Annotated in this window: 15 protein-coding genes; 9 read left to right on the top strand and 6 right to left on the bottom strand. The window is 71.7% G+C overall.

What is annotated here, in order from left to right; translation table 11 throughout:
• Window positions 1–47: 47 nt before the first annotated feature.
• Together ACZ7J0_RS05695 and ACZ7J0_RS05700 are read left to right on the top strand one after the other, a co-directional pair.
• Window positions 48–1,841 carry a phosphatidylglycerol lysyltransferase domain-containing protein gene (locus tag ACZ7J0_RS05695; protein ID WP_470884352.1) on the top strand — a complete coding sequence of 598 codons (1,794 nt, stop codon included), beginning with the start codon at window positions 48–50 and terminating at the stop codon, window positions 1,839–1,841.
• Window positions 1,838–2,560, top strand: a complete 723-nt coding sequence (locus ACZ7J0_RS05700) for a hypothetical protein (RefSeq protein ID WP_470884354.1) — start codon at window positions 1,838–1,840, stop codon at window positions 2,558–2,560. The genes ACZ7J0_RS05695 and ACZ7J0_RS05700 overlap by 4 nt, the downstream gene beginning before the upstream one ends.
• Here ACZ7J0_RS05700 and ACZ7J0_RS05705 read toward each other — a convergent pair.
• Complete coding sequence (locus ACZ7J0_RS05705) at window positions 2,487–3,251, bottom strand: hypothetical protein (RefSeq protein ID WP_470884356.1); 765 nt, start codon at window positions 3,249–3,251, stop codon at window positions 2,487–2,489. The genes ACZ7J0_RS05700 and ACZ7J0_RS05705 overlap by 74 nt on opposite strands.
• A 68-nt stretch (window positions 3,252–3,319) precedes the next feature.
• Here ACZ7J0_RS05705 and cobS point away from each other — a divergent pair, with 68 nt between their 5' ends.
• Entirely contained in the window at window positions 3,320–4,084 is a 765-nt protein-coding gene (gene cobS, locus ACZ7J0_RS05710; RefSeq protein WP_470884357.1) for an adenosylcobinamide-GDP ribazoletransferase, read from the top strand.
• Between the two features lie 132 nt (window positions 4,085–4,216).
• On the top strand, window positions 4,217–5,416 hold the full coding sequence (locus ACZ7J0_RS05715; protein ID WP_470884359.1) for a hypothetical protein: 1,200 nt from the start codon (window positions 4,217–4,219) through the stop codon (window positions 5,414–5,416).
• Window positions 5,417–5,432: 16 nt separating this feature from the next.
• Here the strand turns inward: ACZ7J0_RS05715 and ACZ7J0_RS05720 are convergent, their stop codons facing one another.
• From ACZ7J0_RS05720 to ACZ7J0_RS05740, 5 genes are all read right to left on the bottom strand, one after another.
• Complete coding sequence (locus tag ACZ7J0_RS05720; protein ID WP_470884360.1) at window positions 5,433–6,230, bottom strand: endo alpha-1,4 polygalactosaminidase; 798 nt, start codon at window positions 6,228–6,230, stop codon at window positions 5,433–5,435.
• On the bottom strand, window positions 6,227–6,844 hold the full coding sequence (locus ACZ7J0_RS05725; RefSeq protein WP_470884362.1) for a spherulation-specific family 4 protein: 618 nt from the start codon (window positions 6,842–6,844) through the stop codon (window positions 6,227–6,229). The genes ACZ7J0_RS05720 and ACZ7J0_RS05725 overlap by 4 nt, the downstream gene beginning before the upstream one ends.
• Before the next feature lie 18 nt (window positions 6,845–6,862).
• Window positions 6,863–8,341: a hypothetical protein gene (locus tag ACZ7J0_RS05730; RefSeq protein WP_470884364.1), complete on the bottom strand. Its 1,479-nt coding sequence runs from the start codon at window positions 8,339–8,341 to the stop codon at window positions 6,863–6,865.
• Window positions 8,338–9,861, bottom strand: coding sequence for a GT4 family glycosyltransferase PelF (gene pelF, locus ACZ7J0_RS05735; protein WP_470884366.1), 1,524 nt, complete (start codon window positions 9,859–9,861; stop codon window positions 8,338–8,340). The genes ACZ7J0_RS05730 and pelF overlap by 4 nt, the downstream gene beginning before the upstream one ends.
• 118 nt (window positions 9,862–9,979) lie before the next feature.
• Window positions 9,980–12,028: a hypothetical protein gene (locus tag ACZ7J0_RS05740; RefSeq protein ID WP_470884368.1), complete on the bottom strand. Its 2,049-nt coding sequence runs from the start codon at window positions 12,026–12,028 to the stop codon at window positions 9,980–9,982.
• Between the two features lie 311 nt (window positions 12,029–12,339).
• Here ACZ7J0_RS05740 and ACZ7J0_RS05745 point away from each other — a divergent pair, with 311 nt between their 5' ends.
• The 5 genes from ACZ7J0_RS05745 (at window position 12,340) to aceE (ending at window position 20,952) form a co-directional block, all read left to right on the top strand.
• On the top strand, window positions 12,340–13,857 hold the full coding sequence (locus tag ACZ7J0_RS05745; protein ID WP_470884370.1) for a leucyl aminopeptidase: 1,518 nt from the start codon (window positions 12,340–12,342) through the stop codon (window positions 13,855–13,857).
• A gap of 285 nt (window positions 13,858–14,142) precedes the next feature.
• A complete protein-coding gene (gene lpdA / locus ACZ7J0_RS05750) occupies window positions 14,143–15,531 on the top strand; it encodes a dihydrolipoyl dehydrogenase (RefSeq protein WP_470884372.1) in 1,389 nt (462 codons plus the stop codon).
• Window positions 15,532–15,590: 59 nt separating this feature from the next.
• Window positions 15,591–17,306, top strand: a complete 1,716-nt coding sequence (sucB, locus tag ACZ7J0_RS05755; RefSeq protein ID WP_470884374.1) for a 2-oxoglutarate dehydrogenase, E2 component, dihydrolipoamide succinyltransferase — start codon at window positions 15,591–15,593, stop codon at window positions 17,304–17,306.
• Between the two features lie 113 nt (window positions 17,307–17,419).
• Window positions 17,420–18,043: a GntR family transcriptional regulator gene (locus tag ACZ7J0_RS05760; RefSeq protein WP_470884376.1), complete on the top strand. Its 624-nt coding sequence runs from the start codon at window positions 17,420–17,422 to the stop codon at window positions 18,041–18,043.
• Window positions 18,044–18,249: 206 nt separating this feature from the next.
• Window positions 18,250–20,952 (top strand): pyruvate dehydrogenase (acetyl-transferring), homodimeric type, encoded by a 2,703-nt coding sequence (gene aceE / locus ACZ7J0_RS05765; RefSeq protein ID WP_470884378.1) that lies wholly within the window; start codon window positions 18,250–18,252, stop codon window positions 20,950–20,952.
• The last annotated feature ends 30 nt before the right edge of the window (window positions 20,953–20,982 follow it).

Consider the following 20,982-nt stretch of genomic DNA (forward strand, 5'->3'; position numbering starts at 1 on the left):
GGACCGGCGTCCGTCATGACATGTGATGCCCCATATGATCACGTTTCATGGGAGAGGTCCTTTTGTCTACCGACCGCGCCGTTCGTGCCGACCGTACGACCGCCGAAGGGGCGCCCCGGAGCAGCCGTCGCTCGCGACGCGCCGCCGCGTTCGCCGTCTGGTACCTGCGCGTCGTCACGTTCATCAACTTCCTGAGCGCCGTCTGGGTCTCCTTCGGCCAGGACCTGCGCCGGCACAACACGGACGACTACTTCACCCCGTACCTGCTGACGGCGGGCTTCGCCTCCGGCGCCTTCACGCTCTTCCTCGCGATCACCATGCGCCGCCGCAAGCGTGCCGCGTGGATCCTCAACACCGTGCTCAGCGGGCTGTTCCTGCTGCTCTTCGCCTTCGCGATGGCCTTCCCCGAGATCCGGCGCTACCCGCAGAACTGGCTCTCCCTGGTCCTCACCGCCGCCTTCGTCCTCGCACTGCTGCTCGGCCGCAAGGAGTTCTACGCGCGGGGCGACCGGTCCAACCCCCGTCTCGCGGCCGCCGTGGCGGCCGCCGGGCTGCTCGTGGCCTCGCTGCTCGCGGCCGTCCTGGTCACCGTCACCAACACAGCGACCTCCTCAGCGGGCTTCCTCGACCGGTGGCGCTACGGCGTGATGCGGCTGGTGACGCTCGTGCCCGACGACTCCGGGGTCGCGGGCATCGCCACTCCCGGCTGGGTCGATGTCACCATCAACGTCCTGTCCACGCTGTTGCTGTTCGCCGTGCTGTTCGCGGCGTTCCGCTCGCGCCGGGCCGTCGATCCGCTCTCCGAGGAGGACGAGGAGAAGCTGCGCGCGCTCCTCGACAAACAGGGGGAGCGCGACTCCCTCGGTTACTTCGCGCTGCGCCGCGAGAAGAGCGCGGTGTGGTCGGCCAGCGAGAAGGCCGCCGTCGTCTACCGCGTGGTCGGCGGGGTCTCGCTCGCGTCGGGTGACCCGATCGGCGACCCGGAGGCCTGGCCGGGGGCGATCGAGCCGTGGCTGGCCGAGTCGCGCGAGCACGGCTGGATCCCGGCCGTGATGGGCGCGAGCGAGGAGGCCGGGACGATCTACGCACGGCACGGCCTGGACGCCCTGGAGCTGGGCGACGAGGCGATCGTGGAGACCGCCGAGTTCACCCTGGACGGCCGGGCGATGCGCACGGTCAGGCAGGCGTACAACCGGGTGAGGCGGGCCGGGTACCGGGTGCGGATCCGCCGTCACGAGGACATCCCCGCCGACGAGATGGCCGAGCTGCTGCGGAAGGCCGACGACTGGCGCGACGGCGCCACCGAGCGCGGCTTCTCGATGGCGCTCGGACGGCTCGGCGACCCGGCCGACGGGCGGTGCGTGATGCTCGAGTGCACGGATGCCCGGGGCGACCTGCGGGCGGTGCTGTCGTTCGTCCCGTGGGGCCCCGAGGGCTTGTCGCTGGATCTGATGCGGCGTGACCGGGACTCCGAGAACGGCCTGATGGAGTTCATGGTCATCGAACTCCTCCAGCAGGCGAGGGAGATCAAGATCACTCAGGTCTCGCTCAACTTCGCGATGTTCCGGTCGGTCTTCGAACGTGGTGCGAAGCTCGGGGCCGGTCCCGTGCTCCGGCTGTGGCGCTCGCTGCTCAGCTTCTTCTCCCGCTGGTGGCAGATCGAGTCGCTGTACCGCGCCAACGCCAAGTACCGACCGATCTGGGAGCCCCGCTTCATGCTCTTCGAGAAGAGCGCCGATCTGCTGCGCATCGGCGTCGCCGCCGGCCGCGCGGAGGGCTTCCTCGAAGCCCCCGGCCTGCCCAAGTGGCTGCACCGCAGACATCTGGAGGGCCGGCGTTGAGAGCCTTCGCGCGCCGCGAATGGGGGGCGTTGTACGAGATCGTGCGCGCGGCGCTCGTCGCCAGGAGGTGGCGCGCGATCCCGATGACGCTCACGGCGGTCTGTCTGACGGCGCTGCTCCAGCTCGTGCAGAACCAGGACTGGGGCTACGAGCCCGTCCAGAACACGGGTTCCGTACGGGCCGAGGATCCGCTGTGGCTCGCGCTGCTGCGGACCCCCCTGTCGCTGTTCGTCCCCGCGCTGGACCTGCCGGTGTGGGGCGCGCTCGGGCAGGTGCTGCTGGTGTTCGGTATCGCCGAGATCTGTCTGGGCCGGTGGCGGACCCTGGCCCTGGCCTACCTGGCGACGCTCGCCGGGACCATGTACGCCCGCGTGGGCATCGCGCTCGGGCCGGACAGCCCCCTGGGGCTGCCCTCCTCGGACTCCCTGGTCGTGGACACCGGTCCGTCGGCGGCGGTGGTCGGTCTCGCGGTCTTCGTCTCCTGGCGCTACCGGGCGTGGCTGACCGGGGGGCTGGTGACCCTCGCGATGGTGATCGAGGTGCTGGTCAAGAACAACCTCGCGGGCAAGGAGCACCTGGCGGCCATCGCCGCCGTCCTGGTGGTGTGCGCGGTCTCGGGGTGGCGGGAGCGGAAGCGGGACGGGATCAGTGGCGGCGTGGGCCGTGGCCCGGCACCCGCTCCTGGAACCCACCGATCAGGTCCTGGAAGCGGCGACTGACCCCGTTCCAGCGGCGGTCGTGATGGTAGGCGCGCAGCCCTGCGCGGGCGCGCGCCTTGGGCCGCCGGCGGTAGATCCGGCGGGCCCACAAGGAGCCGGGGCGGGCGAGCCGGAGGGCTCCGAAAATGGCGACGAACGGCACCAGGGTGCCGATGATCGCCAGCCTGAACTTGCCCTTGAAGAGGGCGGCGAGGACGAAGAGGAAGTTCACCGCGAGGGTGAGGATCACGGTGGCCCGGTTCTCCCGCTCGCCGGCGCTGAGCTCATTGACCCCGAGCGGCGAGAAGCCGCCCAGCACCAGCGTCACCAGCGCGGCGGTCAGTACGACGACCTCGACGCTCTTGCGGCCCTGATCGCTCCAGTACACGTCGTCGAGGTGCAGGATCAGGGCGAACTCGTCGAGCACCAGACCCGCCCCGAGCCCGAAGACGACGGCGAAGAAGCCGGCGGCCCACCCCTCCCGGCCGGTGGCGACCGCGCCGAAACCGCCGATGACCGTGAGGATCACCCCGGGCACCACATGGTGGATGTGGAGCCCGCCGGAACTCACGTTCCCGAACGGGCCCTTCCCCGCCCGGATCAGCCGGGTGACGGTCCGGGTGAGCAGGAACGTCAGCACGAAGGAGGCCAGGGCGAGCAGCAGCGGCAGCTTCCCGGGCTCGACGACGTTGCGATAGAACCAGTGACCCATGCCACCCGCTTCCCATGTGCGCGTTATGCGTAATTTAGCCGGGCCGTACGGCGACTACTCTGCCCCGAATGGACGGCATCCGCTTCGCCTTCGGCACGCTCACCGTGCTCCCCGCCCGTGTCACCCGCTGGGACCGGGACGCGGCGCGCGCCGGGATGCTCCGCGCGCCGGTGGCGGGACTCGTGGTGGGCCTCGCCGCGGCGGCGGCCGGTGGCCTCGCCCTGCTGCTCGGCGCGGGCCCGCTGCTCGCCGCCGTCCTCTCGGTGGCCGTCCCGGCGGCGATGACCCGGGGGCTGCATCTGGACGGCCTCGCGGACACGGCCGACGGCCTGGGCAGCGCGCGGCCCGCCGAGGACGCGCTGCGGATCATGAAGCAGTCGGACATCGGACCGTTCGGTGTGATCACACTGCTCTTCTTCCTGCTGGCCCAGGTCGCGGCGCTGTTCGAGCTGTACGGCGAGGGGTGGGCCCACGGACTGGTGGCCGCCGCCCTCGCGGCCACCGTCTCCCGCCTCGCCCTGACCCTCGCCTCCCGCACGGGCGTCCCGGCGGCCCGCCCCGAAGGCCTGGGCGCGATGGTCGCGGGAACGGTCCCCGCGGGTCCCGCCGCCGCCGTGACCGTCCTGGTCCTCGCGGCGTGCGCGGTGTCGGGCACTGTCCTCGACGCGTACGGGCCCCTACGGGCGCTCCTCGCGGCGGCGGCCGCGCTGCTGGCGGCCGAGCTGCTGCTGCGGCGCTGCGTGCGGCGGTTCGGCGGGGTGACGGGCGACGTGTTCGGCGCGGTGGAGGAGACTGCGGCGACGGTCGCGCTGGTGGCACTGACGCTGGGGTGACCGGTCGTCGAGGTGCTCGTTTCGCCGAGCTGGTCATTTTCTGACGTGACCCTGCGCCAACCGTGCGCTGAGGTGATCGTTCCGTGACGTTGTGGAGGGCAACCTTCCGCTCGGCGCGCGGGTCATGAAGCCGTGATCACACGTTCGCCCGCGCTCGTCGCCGCTCTCGCCGCCACCGCTCTGTGCCTCTCCGCCTGTGACGGCGGCGACAAGCCGAAGGCCGCCCCCTCCTCGCACCCCGTCTTCTCGCAGCCCCTCGGCCGCCAGGTCTTCCTGGCGGTGCGCCGGACCCAGAAAGCGGGCAGCGCGGGATTCACCCAGACGGTGACGTTCACGTCGAAGAAGGGCACGGTGGTCCAGACGCTCACGGGCAGACTGGACTTCGCGAGCGGCCGGGGCGAGGCGACGAGCTCCTGGAAGGTGCCGAGCGGCTTCCCCACGGAGACCAGGGAGGCGGTCCTCGGCGCGACGCAGGGGCGCGGGACCGCCGACGCGTCCGGCCGGTACGTCGTCGACAACCAGACCATCCGCTACCGGGCCGCGTCCTCGGCCTACTGGCTGAGCTACGGGGCGGCCGACGCGAAACCGCTCTGGGGCATCGACTCGATCACCCATCTGCGCGGCACCGAGGCGCCCGTCGGCGGCACGCTCCTGGAGGCACTGAGCGGCGCCGAGGCGACCTCGCAGCAGGGGACGGCGGGCCGGACCTACCGGGCCGACTTCTCCCGCATCGTCGCCATGAACCTCTTCCCGTACGACCTGCGGCAGGAGTTCGCCCCGATCCCCCTCCGCGACGACGGGTCCACCGTCCCGGTGACCCTGGACGTGGACAGCGACGGCAGGATCACCCACGCCGTGGCCGACGTGTCGTCCGTCCTCGCGAAGAAGGGGGACACGAGGGTGACCCCCAGCGCCCTCGCCGAGGTGACGGGGGTGCGCGTCGAGCTCTCCCTCGACGGCTTCGGCACGTCGAAGCCGGCCGCCTCCGCCTCGCCGCCGGGGCGGATCCTGGACGCGGGCGCCGCGGTGATCTCCAGCTTCGACGCCAGGGCGGGTGAATGCCTGGACTTCAACACCGGCCTGCGGCACAGCCGGATGGTCGTCCGTGTCCCGTGCGCCGGCCGGCACGACGGCCAGGTCTTCGCGCAGGCCTCGCTCGACGGGGACTACCCGGGCACCGAGAAGGCACGGAAGCAGGCGGAGAAGGAGTGCGACCGATCCGCGAGCACCGACCGGTTCTGGTTCACGTGGGCGTCCGCACGCGAGTGGTCGGAGCCGGGCGGCGGCCGCGCCACCTGCTACGTCGTCACCGGTCAGGGAGAGGCGGGCTGAAGGGGACGGGGCACTCCTAGCAGGCCTGCCGCCACGCCCCCAACTCGTACTTCTTCAGCATCGAGCTGAGTCCCAGCTTCCGCGACTGCGGGCAGAACGCGCGCGTGGACAGTTCGTACTCCACGTGGAAGACCGCCTTGCCCGCCGTGACGAACGGGCTGAGCGTGGTGCACTCCTTGTACTGGGCACACTGTTCGTTGACCGCGAAGTCGAAGTCGCCGACGAGCTGCGGGATCTGGTCCAGGTCGTTCTTGAGGCCCACCGAGAGGCCCCGGGCATGGGCCAGACGGGCGATCAGGCGGTTGTAGCGGAGCTGGTCGGCGGCGGTCAGCGTGAAGCCGGTGGCGTTCTTGTAGCCGTCCATGTTGTCGGGTTCCACCGCGTCGAAGCCCTTCTTCCGGCACATGTCGAGGCGCTCGGCCATCAGGGGTTCGAGCACGTCCGTGCGGCGGATGTCGAGCCAGCGTTCGCCCTTCCAGCCGTTGCCCCGGCCGAGGACGGACGAGGGGAAGCGGTCCGCGTCCGGCCGGAAGTCCTCCCAGGCTCCGGTGGAGACGTAACAGATCACCTTGCGGCCGTCGCGGTGCAGCCGCGCGACCGTGGAGGCCGGGTGGTCGAAGGCGTCGATGTCGTAGACCGGAACGTCCACGCTCGTGTCGAGGCGTCCGCTGAGCTGCCACTGCCAGGCCGTCCGCGGCTTCGGCAGCCAGCGCTCCCCCGCCGGCCCCTTGGGGTCGTCGGGGTCACCGCTCGTGCAGCCGGCGAGCAGCAGCAGGGCGGCGAGGAAGGCCGCGAGGATCCGCGGGCGTCTCATCGGGCAGGCTCCAGGCGGTGCGGCAGGGTGCCCCAGGGGTGCGCTCCCGCACCGGGGACGGAGCAGTGGACCGGTGTGGTGATCCGGGCGTCCGGTGGGGCCGCGTAGACCAGGTGGCAGTAGTGGTCGGCGACGGGGAGGTCGAGGCGGCGGTAGGTGTCCCAGGGACCCTCGAAGGTGACCAGCAGCTCGGCGAGGGCGGCGTACGCGGGGTCGGGGTGCGCCCCGTGGTTGAACACCAGAGTGCGGGCGCCCGCCGCTCGGGCCGCGACCGCGAGGCGCCGGTAGTGGGCGAGCGCTTCGGACCCGGTCGGCACCTGGTCGAGGAACGCGCCGTCCGCGCCGTACCAGTCCCGGTGGCGGAGCAGATCGGCGACGACCTCGGCGTGCGGGCGCCGGCCGTAGGCGGTGTCGGTGTAGCCGAGGACGCGTACGCCCGCGTTCCGCAGCCGGGCGGCGACGTCGGCGAAGGCCGGGTCGGCAGCCGGTCCCGCGCCGCTCGCGGGGTTGAGCACGACGCCGTACAGCCGGGGCGCCGCCTCGATCACCGCCGCCCAGGCGTCGGGGCGCTCGGCCGGATGGTCGTAGAAGGGCACAAGGAGGGAGGAGTTCACAGGGTTCGGTTCCTCGGATCATGCGCGGTGTGCGGTCGGCCGTCCCAGCAGAACACAGGCGAGGGCGCCCAGAGCGACGGCCGCCGTCCCCGCCACCACCGGTCCGGCGAGCCTCGGGTCGCCCACGCCGGTCAGCAGGGCCAGCGTCTGGGCGGCGGCGGCGAGCCCGCACACCACCGCCGCGCTCATGACCGCGCCGAACGACTGGAGCAGCAGCGCCGTCCACAGCACCCCTCCGATGAGGATCAGCGACAGCAGCCGTACGCCCGCCAGTTCGGGGGCGTCCGGCCAGAGCAGCGTCGCCACCGCCGCGAGGAGCAGCAGGGCCGTCAGGTATCCGGCGAGGCAGAGCGCCAGGGCGGCGGCGGTGGTGCGGCGGAACGCGCCGGCGGTGGTACTGGCCCGCAGCCCGGCGAGGCTCTCGCTGCGGAAGCGGTGCAGCAGCCATTCGGCGGGGCCCATGGACAGGGTGAGCGCGACGGCCGACGGCGCGGCGACCACGGCGCCGGGGCCGGGCCCGGTCGCGAGGACGTCGCCGATCGCCGCGTAGAGGACGAGGAGGCCGGTACCGAGGCCGAAGAGGCCGTACGGCACGGACGCGGCGAGCCGGGGCGCGACCCGGCCGGGCGTCCCTGGGGCGGTGCCCGGCACCAGGACGTGGACGGCGAGGCCGACCGTCGCCGCCAGCGAGACCAGCAGCAGGGCGGCGCACGCCGGGACGGGCAGGTCGTGGTGGAGGGCGGGCAGCGCGCCGCCGGCCAGCGGCAACAGGGCGAGCAGCAGGGCCCGTTCGCGGTTCAGCACGAGCAGGACGGTCGCGGCGGCCAGATAGAGCGACTGCCCCGCGGCGAAGGCGGTCGCGGACCATTCGCCGGGGCCGGTCGCCGCGATCGCGACGACCGTGCCGAGCAGCGCGCCCGCGGGGGCACCGGTCAGCAGCGTGCGTGCGGCGGCCTGTCGGTCGCCGAGACCGAGCCAGGAGTACGCCCGATGGGAAAGCGCCTGGTTCCACACCCATCCGGTGACCGCGCCGGCGAGCAGCGGGACCGTGCCGGAGGGCAGTCCGAACGCCCCCCGGGGGCCCGCCAGAAGAGGCGCGCCCAGCACGTACGCGAGGCCGGGCAGCGCGAAGACGAGGCCGCGCAGGAGGCAGTCCACCAGCAGTGAGTGCCCGGTGGTCCCTCCGCCGGGGGCGGCGGGCGAGGCGTCGTCGGAGTGGGCCCGCTCCACGCGCGCGTAGAGGTCCTCGGCGAGGGCGAAGGAGTCCTGGCGGCCGTAGGTGAGCCGTATGTGGTCGTCGGTCATGCCGTCGGACTCGAGGATGGCCGCTATCTCGTCGGGGTGGACGGCGGCGGCGATCAGGTCGTGCAGCCGGGCGGTGAGTTCGTCGAGGGGGTCGGCGGCGCAGGCGCCGGTGGCCGGACCGGCCGGCTGGCGCGGAATGTAGGGGAGGGTGTCCCGCATGGTGCCGTTCTTGAGCCAGAGGGAGCCGCTCACCACAGGCTCCCGTCCGCCGCGAGGTCGCGGTACCAGGGGTCGGTGACGCGGACGGTCCAGTCGCGGGGCTCCGGGGCCGCCGGGGTGTCGGGCAGTCCGGCGAGCTCGCGGTAGATCCGGCGGAATCCGTCGACCGAACGGTGGAGGGTGAAGCGGTCGACGACCCGCTGGCGGGCCCGTCGGCCCAGTTCGGCGCGGCGTTCGTCGTCGCGCAGCAGTGTCAGGGCCGCCTCGGCCATCACGGCGGGTTCGCGCGGCGGCACCACGAGCCCCGTGTCGCCGACCGCCTCGCGGACGCCGCCCACATCGGTGGAGACGGTGGCGCGGCCGCACGACATCGCTTCGATGAGGGAGAAGGGGAACCCTTCGCTGATGGAGGAGAGCATCACCACGTTCCCCGCGGCGTAGGCGCGGGCCACGTCGTCGACGCGGCCCTCGTAGCTGATGCCGTCGGTGACACCGAGTTCGGCGGCGAGTTTCTCCAGGCGGGTCTTGTAGTCCTGGCCGCCGTCGGGGACCCCGCCGAAGAGGCGCAGCCTCAGCTCGGGGAGTTCGGCGCGGGCGATGGCGTAGGCCCGGACGAGGGTCTCCAGGTCCTTGATGGGGTCGATGCGCCCGGCCCAGCTGAGGGTGGGGACGCCCGGTTCGGGTCCGGCGTACGGGAAGGCCCGCGGGTCGACGCCGTTGTAGACGGTACGGATCCGGTCGGCGGGCGCGCCGCCCCGCTCCTCCCAGCGGCGGTTGTACTGGTTGCACGGGGTGATGAGGTCGGCCTTGCGGTAGCCGAGGGAGTTCAGCTCCCGGTAGAAGCCGAGCATCAGGGCCTTGACGGGCCAGCGCTGGGCCTCGGTGCGGTAGCCGAGGTAACGCTCGCGCAGATAGATGCCGTGCTCGGTCAGCAGGAACGGCACGCCCTCGAAGTGCTGGGCGGTCAGGGCGGGGAGGGTCGCGAGGCCGCTGCTGACGGCGTGCGCGACACAGTCGTCGGGTATGCGGGCGGCGAGCGGGCGCAGCGCGTGTTCGAGCAGGTCGGTGGCGGTGAGCGCGTCGTGGACGGTGGGGCGGGCGGCTGCCGTCGGCAGGTGCGGCATGGTCCAGATCCACATCAGGGAGCGCAGCACCGACTCGGAGCGCAGGGCCGCGGAGAGCTTGCCCCGGCGGGCGAGCGCGGCGAGGGCGTAGAGCCCCTCGCCGAAGTCGCACCCGGCCTGCGGGTCCAGTATCGAGAGCAGGAAGCGCTCGTAGACGTCGGTGAACCGGCGGCGGTCGCGGCCCAGCGGGGGCCGCCGGGTGGCGGTTCCCCGGCCCGGCCCCCAGAGCGGGAACGACGTGTGACGGTACACATTGGACGGCAGCTCCCAGGTGACCGGTTCACGGCCGCTGCCGGTGAGGGCGAGGACCTGGAAGTCGACCTCCGGCATTCCGCGTACCAGCTGGTCGCACCAGGTGCTGACGCCGCCGTGGACATGTGGATAGGTGCCTTCGGTGAGCATGGTGACATGGCGGCCACTGCTCGGCATCGATGTTCCCCCCGGAAGAAAAATGGTCAGGCAGTCAAGCGGTCAGCGGGCCGGCGAGTCGCCTTCGGTCGGTCCGGCGGCCGTCACGTCATGTGGGGGCCGCCGGACGGTCGTGGCCTCAGGCGGTCGGGAGCGTGAGCGTGATCGCGGACTGGAGCGCCTCCGGCGTGGTCCAGGCCGAGCGCGCCCCGGCGTAGGCGGTGCCGAACGCGGCGGTGCCGAGCAGCATCCGCTTGCGCGTCCCCTCCGGCGCGGTGACCGGTGCGGTCACGCCCGACGGGGCCTTGATGGTGACGGTGGTGCCGACGCGGTACGCGGTGACCTTGCCGTCGGCCAGCGCCCTGTCCCAGGCCGTCCGGCGCTGAAGCTCCAGACCGGCCTCGCGCTGGCGCGGGTTGACCAGGGGGGCGTTGTCGGCGAAGAGGGCGCGGTAGTCGGCGAGGATCCGCTCGACGACGGGATAGAGGATGCGCTCCTCGGCGAGGTTGGACTGGTGGACGTAGTGCGGGCGCGGGTCGTTCGCGAGGACGTGGGACAGGGCGATGCGCGCTTCCTGCGGGACGATGTGGGACGCGTACCCGGTGGTCGTGTCGAGCGGCGCCGCCAGGCAGGTGGAGGCGGGGTTGGACTCGCACGCTCCGCTGCCGCCGTCGGCCCGTGAGGTGTAGATCCAGTTGTACTCGTCGGCCATCTCGGTGGCGGTGCCGACGTTGTAGTAGACGTTCATCGGGTGGCGCGGCACGGTCAGCGCGGTGCCGACGGAACGCTGCTGCGGCTCGCGGGAGTTGTCGGAGCCCGTCCACTTGACGCCGTTGTCGGCGAGCGCGCCGGCCAGATGGGGATTGTCGTCGGGCTGCTGCGGCAGGGTCCTGAGGCCGGAGTGCTCACCGGTGACGAGTTCGCTCCGGTCGATCGGGATGCCCCTGGCCGCGGCCCAGTTGTGGTTGTCCCGGATCTGCGCGGCGATCTCGGCCCTGCTCATCCACAGGGTGGCGCCGCTCGCGTTCTTGGCGCACTGCCACGGAACGGTGGAGTTGTCCTGGACGCAGCCGAGGAAGGGGTGCGTGTAGGTGTGGTTGATCCAGCGGTAGGCGGCCCGGTCGGCGAGCAGCCGGGTGGCGAGCGGGTCGGTGCCGCCGTTCTCGGTCTTCCACGCCTCGCCCTGGCCCGCGTTGTAGACCATGTCGAAGGTGAATCCGGCGGAGCGCTGCCAGGCGGCCGCGTACTGGGCGTCGGCGGCGGTCATCCGGATCGGAGCGGCACCCTCGCCGTCGCCGCCCGGGCAGTCGAAGTCGCCCGGGGTGCAGTCGCGGGCGGTGTCCCAGCGGGCGTCGGGCGCGAGGACGTCGTCGACGTGGACGGAGAGGTAGCTGCGGCTCTGGCCGAGGTGGATGCCCTGGGTGAGCCACTCCACGATGCCCCGGGAGAGCGCCCGGAACTGCCGCTGATAGGCGTTGTAGGCGAAGGTGACGACCAGTTCCCGGCGGCCGTCGTGGGCGTACTCGCCGATCAGGCTGGCGCGTCCGCCGCCGTCGGCGGGGATGTCGAGGAAGCTGGTGTAGCCGGCCCGGGGCCGGCCCGCGTAGCCGTAACTCTCGGACACCTCCGGGGCGTTGTCCTCGAAGGTCAGGGGCCCGTCGAGGTAGCGGAAGGGCCCCGACTTCCCGGCGGTGGTGACGGCGGCCGTCACCCCGTCGAGGGTCCCGGACCGGCCGCCCTCGCTGGTGTAGTCGAGGCCGACCCCGGGGTGCGCCCAGGTGTAGGCGTCGACCTGCGGGATGCCGAAGGCCGTCTCGTACGCGGTGAGGGCGGCCTGCTCCGCCGAGTCGGCGCCGAAGGGGGCCTCGTGGGGCAGGACGACGCCCTGGTACTTGGCGCGGGGCCGACCGGTCGCGCTGTCGGACGGGTCGCTGAGGAAGGCGGCGTCGATGACGGGCCGGTCGGCTTGGCCGAGCCGGACGGTGCGGAACGGCACGCCCGAGCCCTTCAGTTCCGACGTGATCGCCTCGATCGCACTGCCGCCGTCGTCCACGACGAGGACGGTGAGGTCGATGCGGGGCGGGGTGGTGGCCGCGGTCGCGTCCGCGGCCGGGGTGCCGGTCGCGAGGAGCGCGGCGGCCATGAACGCCCCCAGCGTCCTGGCCGTACTGAACCGGTGTGCGTACATCCCTGATGTCCCCCCTCGGCAGGCCCCGAATGCCGTCGGCACACGGAGGACCTGTGGAGATGATGCAAAGGGGCCACCGCCGCCCTTGCGTGAATGAGGCGAGTGTGACCGAGCCCTCGGAGTCTGCGGGGTAAACATGAAAGAGACGCCACGGATGAGTGAACCACCGGCGGCGTGAGCGAACCCCTGGACCGCGCGTAGGCTCGTTCTCGGCGCTACTCGGGCCGAATTACGATGCGGCGGGGCGCGGTCGGCCACCCCTCCGACCGCACAGACCGCCACAAACTCAACGGAAGCGAGATTTCACCACCGTGACTGCTCTCACTCTCAGCACTGCCGGCGCGGCGACGCTGCGCGCCGACGCCCTCGTGGTCGGCGTCGCCAAGGGCGGTAAGGGGCTCGTCGTAGCGCCGGGCGCCGAGGCCGTCGACTCGGCGTTCGACGGAAGGCTCGCCGCCGTCCTGGAGACCCTGGGCGCCTCCGGTGCCGAAGGTGAGGCCACCAAGCTGCCCGCACCCGCCGGCATGAAGACGCCGGTGATCCTGGCCGTCGGCCTGGGCGCCGCACCTGCCGACGACGAGGGGTACTCCGCCGAGGCGCTGCGCCGCGCCGCCGGCGTGGCCGCCCGCACCCTCAACGGTGCGAAGAAGGCCGCCTTCGCCCTGCCCGTCGAGGCCGTCGAGGACGCCGAGGCGATCGCCGAGGGCGCGCTCCTCGGCGCCTACTCGTTCGACGTCTACCGGTCGTCGGCCAACGGCAAGGACGCCAAGAAGCCGCTCGCCGAGGTGGCGCTGCTCGGCGGGAAGCCGCGTGACAAGGCGTTCAAGGCCGCGGCGGAGCGCGCGCTCGCACTGAGCGAGGAGGTCAACCGCGCCCGCGACCTCATCAACATGCCGCCGAACGACCTCACCCCCGCCGCCTTCGCCGCCGCCGCCACCGCGGCCGGCAAGGAGCACGGCCTCAAGGTGCAGGTGCTCGACGAGAAGGCGCTCGCCAAGGGCGGCTACGGCGGCATCCTCGGCGTCGGCGTCGGCTCCCAGAACCCGCCGCGGCTGGTCCGGATCGCCTACACGCACCCCGAGGCGGAGAAGACCCTGGCCCTCGTCGGCAAGGGCATCACCTACGACTCGGGCGGCATCTCGCTCAAGCCGGCCGGCCACAACGAGACGATGAAGTGCGACATGAGCGGCGCCGCCGCGGTGTTCGCCGCGGTCGTCGCGGCCGCCCGTATCGGCCTCGCCGTGAACGTCACGGGCTGGCTGGCGCTCGCCGAGAACATGCCGTCCGGCTCCGCGACCCGTCCGGGCGACGTCCTGAGGATGTACACCGGCAAGACGGTCGAGGTGCTCAACACCGACGCCGAGGGCCGTCTGGTGCTGGCCGACGCGCTGGCCAAGGCGTCGGAGGAGAACCCGGACGCGATCGTCGACGTGGCGACCCTGACCGGCGCCATGGTGCTGGCGCTGGGCAACCGCACCTTCGGGATCATGGCCAACGACGACGCTTTCCGTACCTCCATCCACGAGATCGCCGAGGAGGTCGGCGAGCAGTCCTGGCCGATGCCGCTCCCCGCCGACCTGCGCAAGGGCATGGACTCCCCGACCGCCGACATCGCCAACATGGGTGAGCGGATGGGCGGCGGCCTGGTGGCCGGTCTGTTCCTGCAGGAATTCATCGGCGAGGGCATCACCTGGGCGCACCTGGACATCGCGGGTCCGGCCTTCCACGAGGGCGCGCCGTACGGCTACACCCCCAAGGGCGGCACCGGCTCGGCCGTCCGCACCCTGGTGAAGCTCGCGGAGCGCACCGCCGCGGGCGACCTGGGCTGATCGGTTTCGACGCGGAACGGCCCCGGGGCACTGCCCCGGGGCCGTTCGCCTGCAACGAAATCCGTACGTTCGTACGCCTGAGTAACACCCCGGGACGGAGGATCCGCCGTCTCAGACCCCGGCCCCGCGTCCCGCCGTCCGGCAACAAGTGCGAAGATGGGTTCTCGGCAGGACAGGGCCCCCACCACAGGGCCGAAGAAACAGCGGCCGAACACCAGCCGACCGGCCGGTCGTCCCCCGAGAAAAGGGACCCGGCGCCCGGCGCACATGCATGGAGGACGTGACGTGGCGAACGACGCCAGCACCGTTTTCGACCTAGTGATCCTCGGCGGCGGTAGCGGCGGTTACGCCGCGGCGCTGCGCGGAGCGCAGCTGGGCCTGGACGTCGCACTGATCGAGAAGAACAAGCTCGGCGGCACCTGCCTGCACAACGGCTGCATCCCCACGAAGGCCCTGCTGCACGCCGGCGAGATCGCCGACCAGGCACGCGAGGCCGACCAGTTCGGTGTCCTCACGACCTTCGAGGGCATCGACATCAAGGCCGTCCACAAGTACAAGGACGACGTCATTTCCGGCCTGTACAAGGGCCTGCAGGGACTGGTCGCCTCCCGCAAGGTGACATACATCGAGGGTGAGGGTCGTCTCACTTCGCCGACCTCCGTCGACGTCAACGGCCAGCGGGTCGAGGGCCGCCACGTCCTCCTCGCCACCGGCTCCGTACCGAAGTCGCTCCCCGGCCTCGAGATCGACGGCAACCGCGTCATCTCCTCGGACCACGCGCTGACCCTGGACCGGGTCCCGGAGTCCGCGATCATCCTGGGCGGCGGCGTCATCGGCGTCGAGTTCGCCTCGGCGTGGAAGTCCTTCGGCACCGACGTCACCGTCATCGAGGGCCTCAAGCACCTGGTCCCGGTCGAGGACGAGAACAGCTCGAAGCTCCTGGAGCGCGCGTTCCGCAAGCGCGGCATCAAGTTCAACCTGGGCACCTTCTTCCAGAGCGCCGAGTACACCGACAGCGGTGTGAAGGTCACTCTGGCCGACGGCAAGACCTTCGAGGCCGAGGTGCTGCTCGTCGCCATCGGCCGCGGCCCCGTCTCCGCCGGCCTCGGCTACGAGGAGCAGGGCGTCGCGATGGACCGCGGCTACGTCGTGGTCGACGAGTACATGCGGACCAACGTGCCGACCATCTCGGCCGTGGGCGACCTCGTCCCGACCCTTCAGCTCGCGCACGTCGGCTTCGCCGAGGGCATCCTGGTCGCGGAGCGTCTGGCCGGTCTCACGCCCGTCCCGATCGACTACGACGGCGTGCCCCGGGTGACGTACTGCCACCCCGAGGTCGCCTCCGTCGGCATCACCGAGGCCAAGGCCAAGGAGATCTACGGTGCGGACAAGGTCGTCGCCCTGAAGTACAACCTCGCGGGCAACGGCAAGAGCAAGATCCTCAAGACCGCGGGCGAGATCAAGCTCGTCCAGGTCAAGGACGGTGCCGTGGTCGGCGTCCACATGGTCGGTGACCGTATGGGCGAGCAGGTCGGCGAAGCCCAGCTGATCTACAACTGGGAGGCGCTGCCGGCCGAGGTGGCGCAGCTCATCCACGCCCACCCGACGCAGAACGAGGCGCTCGGCGAGGCCCACCTGGCCCTGGCCGGCAAGCCCCTCCACTCCCACGACTGAGCCGTCAGTCCCGGGCGCGACGACCACTTTCCGCAAATTCGTTAGGAGCAACTGAAACCATGTCGGTTTCCGTAACCCTGCCGGCGCTCGGCGAGAGCGTCACCGAGGGCACCGTCACCCGCTGGCTGAAGGCCGAGGGCGAGCGCGTCGAGGCCGACGAGCCGCTGCTCGAGGTGTCGACCGACAAGGTCGACACCGAGATCCCGGCGCCCGCCGCGGGCATCCTGGCCTCCATCAAGGTCGCCGAGGACGAGACCGTCGAGGTCGGCGCCGAGCTGGCGGTCATCGACGACGGCACCGGTGCGCCGGCCGCCGCCGCCCCCGCTCCGGCCGCCGAGCCCGCCCCGGCCGCCGAGGCTCCCGCCGCCACCCCGGCTCCCGCCCCCGTGGCCGAGGCTCCCGCCGCCGCCCCCGCCGGTGGTGCCGCCGAGGGCACCGAGGTCGTTCTGCCCGCGCTGGGCGAGAGCGTCACCGAGGGCACCGTCACCCGCTGGCTCAAGGAGGTCGGCGAGTCCGTCGAGGCCGACGAGCCGCTGCTCGAGGTCTCCACGGACAAGGTCGACACCGAGATCCCGGCGCCGGTCGCCGGTGTTCTCCTGGAGATCGTCGTCGCCGAGGACGAGACCGCCGAGGTCGGCGCCAAGCTGGCCGTGATCGGCGCCCCGGGCGCGGCTCCCGCCGCTGCCCCGGCCCCCGCCGCCCCCGCTGCCGCTCCGGCCGCCGCCCCGGCTCCGGCCGCTCCGGCCGCCGCGCCCGCTCCGGTGCAGGCCGCCGCCCCGGCTGCCGCTCCGGCCCCGGTCACCCCGGCACCCGCCGCCCCCGCCGCCGCACAGCCGGCGGACGACGGCGCGTACGTCACCCCGCTGGTCCGCAAGCTCGCCTCCGAGAACGGCGTCGACCTCTCGGCCGTCAAGGGCAGTGGCGTCGGCGGCCGTATCCGCAAGCAGGACGTCATCGCCGCCGCCGAGGCCGCGAAGGCGGCCAGCGCCGCCCCGGCGCCGGTCGCCGCCGCCCCCGCCGCCGCGAAGGCCCCCTCGCTCGAGGCGTCCCCGCTGCGCGGTCAGACGGTCAAGATGACCCGCATGCGCAAGGTCATCGGCGACAACATGATGAAGGCGCTGCACGGCCAGGCCCAGCTGACCTCGGTCGTCGAGGTCGACATCACCAAGCTGATGAAGCTGCGCGCCCAGGCGAAGGACTCCTTCGCGGCCCGCGAGGGCGTCAAGCTCTCGCCGATGCCGTTCTTCGTCAAGGCGGCGGCCCAGGCGCTGAAGGCCCACCCGGTCGTCAACGCCCGGATCAACGAGGACGAGGGCACCATCACGTACTTCGACTCGGAGAACATCGGCATCGCCGTGGACTCCGAGAAGGGTCTGATGACGCCGGTCATCAAGGGTGCGGGCGACCTGAACCTCGCCGGCATCTCGAAGGCCACCGCCGATCTGGCGGCCAAGGTCCGCGGCAACAAGATCACGCCGGACGAGCTCTCCGGCGCGACCTTCACCATCTCCAACACCGGTTCGCGCGGTGCGCTGTTCGACACGATCATCGTGCCGCCGAACCAGGTCGCCATCCTGGGCATCGGCGCCACCGTCAAGCGTCCCGTGGTCATCAACCACCCGGACCTCGGCGAGACCATCGCGATCCGCGACATGACCTATGTCGCGCTCTCCTACGACCACCGTCTGGTGGACGGCGCCGACGCCGCCCGCTACCTGACGGCGGTCAAGGCGATCCTCGAGGCCGGCGAGTTCGAGGTCGAGCTCGGTCTGTGAGCTACTGACGTGTAACCAGCCTCACCAGCGGCGCCCCCTTCCGGGAGTACTTCCGGAAGGGGGCGCCGCCGTATTGTCGTAGACGTCAATGCCTCCCCCTAAGGAGCGGCTTCATGAGCATGCCCGTCGTCCACTCGCTGCGCGAACAGATCCGCGAGCACATCGTGGAGGGCATCGTGAGCGGCCGCTGGAAGCCGGGCGAGCGGATCGTCGAGCGCCGGATCGCCACGGAGCTGGAGGTCAGCCAGACGCCCGTACGGGAGGCGCTGCGCGAGCTGGAGTCACTGCGCCTGATCGAGTCAGCCCCCAACAAGGGCGTGCGGGTGCGGAATCTGACCGCGGCGGACCTGGAGGAGAGCTATCCGGTCCGAGCGGGGCTGGAGCAGATCGCCGCGGAGCTCGCGGCCACGCGGCTCGCCACCGACTGTTCGGCCCTGGAGCCGCACGTGGCGGCCCTCTACGACGCCGACCGTGCCGCCGACGGCACGGCGCAGGTGCGGCACACGGTGGCCTTCCACCGGGAGCTGGTGAAGGCCGCGGGCAACAGCGTCCTGCTCCACACCTGGGAGGGCCTGGGCATCGAGGTGTTCACGGCACTGTCGATCCGCTGGCTCGGGACGGTGCAGAAGTCGTACGCGGAGGAGCATCAGGAGCTCGTCGACGCCTTCCGGCGGCAGGACCCGCGGATCGGCGCTCTGGTGAAGGAGCACGTACTCGGGTGTGCACCGCGCGCCTGATTTAGTCCGTTTCGTCGCGGCACCCGGTGCCCACTTTCGCGGCACGGAATGCCAATTTCGGTGTACGGAGAAGTTTTTTGCCGTCCCCCTTTGATCGATCATCGATCAGCGACTTACAGTCGACGGCGGGCCGCACCCCGGCCCACGCCCTGTCCTGCCAGACAAGGCTTTTTCTCCACCCCCCTCCTGTCCGGAAGGCGGCGATCATGACCGACCCCGTAAAGCTTCCGAGTGAGCTCGACCAGCTCCCGGATCGTGACCCCGAGGAGACCGCCGAATGGGCGGCCTCCCTGGACGCCGTCACCAAGGCCGCCGGCCCGCACCGCGCCGCGTACCTGATGCGTCGAACCCTCCAGCACGCCGAGGGGGCGGGCCTCGCCCTGCCCACCCTGCTGGAGACCGACTACGTCAACACCATCCCCACGTCCGCCGAGCCCGCGCTCGACGGTGACGAGGAGATGGAGCGGAAGATCACCGCCTGGAACCGCTGGAACGCGGCCGCCATGGTCTCCCGCGGCGCCAAGCACGGCGTCGGCGGCCACATCGCGACCTTCGCGTCCGCGGCCTGGCTGTACGAGACCGGGTTCAACCACTTCTTCCACGGCAAGGAATCCCAGGACTCCCCCGGCTCGGGAGACCAGCTCTACATCCAGGGCCACGCCTCCCCCGGCATCTACGCCCGCGCCTTCCTGGACGGCCGCATCAGCGAGCAGCAGCTCGACCTCTTCCGGCAGGAGTCGGGCGGCAACGGCCTGCCGTCCTACCCGCACCCGCGCCGCCTCCCCTGGCTGTGGGAGTTCCCGACCGTCTCGATGGGTCTGGGCCCGCTCTCCGCCATCTACCAGGCGCGTTTCAACCGCTATCTGACCCACCGCGGCATCAAGGACGTCTCCGCCTCCCACGTGTGGGCGTTCCTCGGTGACGGCGAGATGGACGAGCCCGAGTCGACCGCGGCCCTCGCGCTCGCCGCCCGTGAGGGCCTGGACAACCTGACCTTCGTCATCAACTGCAACCTGCAGCGCCTCGACGGTCCGGTACGCGCCAACTTCAAGATCGTTCAGGAGCTGGAGGCCCAGTTCCGCGGCGCCGGCTGGAACGTCGTGAAGTCTCTCTGGGGCTCCGCCTGGGACGAGCTGTTCCAGCTCGACACCACCGGCGCGCTGATCCGCCGGCTGCGCGAGGTCCCGGACGCGCAGGTGCAGACGTACCAGACCCGTGACGCCGCCTACATCCGCGCCGACTTCTTCGGCACGGACCCCGCGCTCGTCGAGATGGCGAAGCTGCTCAGCGACGACAAGATCCTCGAGTGCTTCCACCGCTCCCGCGGCGGCCACGAGCCCCGCAAGGTGTACGCGGCGTACAAGGCGGCCCTGGAGTTCAAGGGTGCCCCGACCGTCATCCTGGCGCAGACCGTCAAGGGCTTCACCCTCGGTGAGGGCTTCGCGTCCAAGAACGCGAACCACCAGATGAAGAAGCTGTCGGTCGACGAGTTCAAGAACATGCGTGACCTGCTGGACCTGCCGATCTCCGACGCGCAGTTCGTCGACGGTGTGGTGCCCTACGGCCACCCCGGCGCCGACGCCCCCGAGGTCCGCTACCTCCAGGAGCGCCGCGCGGCCCTCGGCGGCCCGGCCCCGGCCCGGCGCGTCCAGCCCCTGGCCCCGCTGCCCGCTCCCGCCGACAAGACGTTCGCCGCCTTCGACAAGGGGTCCGGCTCGCAGTCGGTCGCCACGACGATGGCGTTCGTCCGTCTGGTCAAGGACCTGGTCCGCGACAAGGAGACCGGCAAGCGCTGGGTTCCGATCGTGCCGGACGAGGCCCGTACGTTCGGTATGGAGTCGCTCTTCCCGTCGCTCGGCATCTACTCGCCCAAGGGCCAGACGTACGAGCCGGTCGACCGCGACCAGCTGATGTACTACAAGGAAGCCAAGAACGGCCAGATCCTCAACGAGGGCATCACCGAGGCCGGTTCGATGGCGGACTTCATCGCCGCGGCCAGCGCGTACTCCACGCACGGCGAAGCGATGATCCCCTTCTACATCTTCTACTCGATGTTCGGCTGGCAGCGCACGGCCGACCAGATGTGGCAGCTCGGCGACCAGCTCGGCCGCGGCTTCCTCGTCGGCGCCACCGCCGGCCGTACGACCCTGACCGGTGAGGGCCTGCAGCACGCGGACGGCCACTCCCCGATGATCGCGGCGACGAACCCGGCGGCGCTGTCCTACGACCCCGCGTTCGCGTACGAGATCGCCGCGATCGTCAAGGACGGTCTGCGCCGGATGTACGGCGAGGCGGCCCCGGGCGAGGACCGGAACGTCTTCTACTACCTGACGGTCTACAACGAGCCGATGCCTCAGCCGGCGAAGCCCGAGGGCGTCGACGAGGGCATCCTCAAGGGCCTCTACCGGTTCAACACGGCGGAGTCCGCCGGGCTGACCGTGGACGCGAACGCCTCGCGGATCCAGCTGGTCGGGTCCGGCACGGCGATCCACTGGACGCTGGAGGCGCAGCGGCTGCTCGCCGAGGAGTGGGGCGTGGCCGCCGACGTGTGGTCCGCGACGTCCTGGACCGAGCTGCGGCGCGACGCGCTGGAGGCCGACGCGGCGCTGCTGCGCGGCGAGGAGCGCGTGCCGTTCGTGCGCCGGGCTCTGGAGGGTGTGGAGTCGCCGGTCCTGGCCGTGTCCGACTACATGCGGCAGGTTCCGGACCAGATCGCGCAGTGGGTCGAGCAGGACTACAGCTCGCTCGGCGCGGACGGCTTCGGCCTGTCGGACACCCGGGAGGCGGCCCGCCGTCACTTCGGTGTCGACGCGCAGTCGATCGTCGTCGCGGCGCTGGCGCAGCTGGCGCGTCGGGGTGAGGTGCCTGCCTCGGCGGTGAAGGAGGCGCGGGAGCGCTACGGCCTGTAGGGCCGCGTCGTCGCAGGAGGCCCCCGCCCG

This window comes from Streptomyces sp. NPDC038280 (assembly GCF_055600045.1).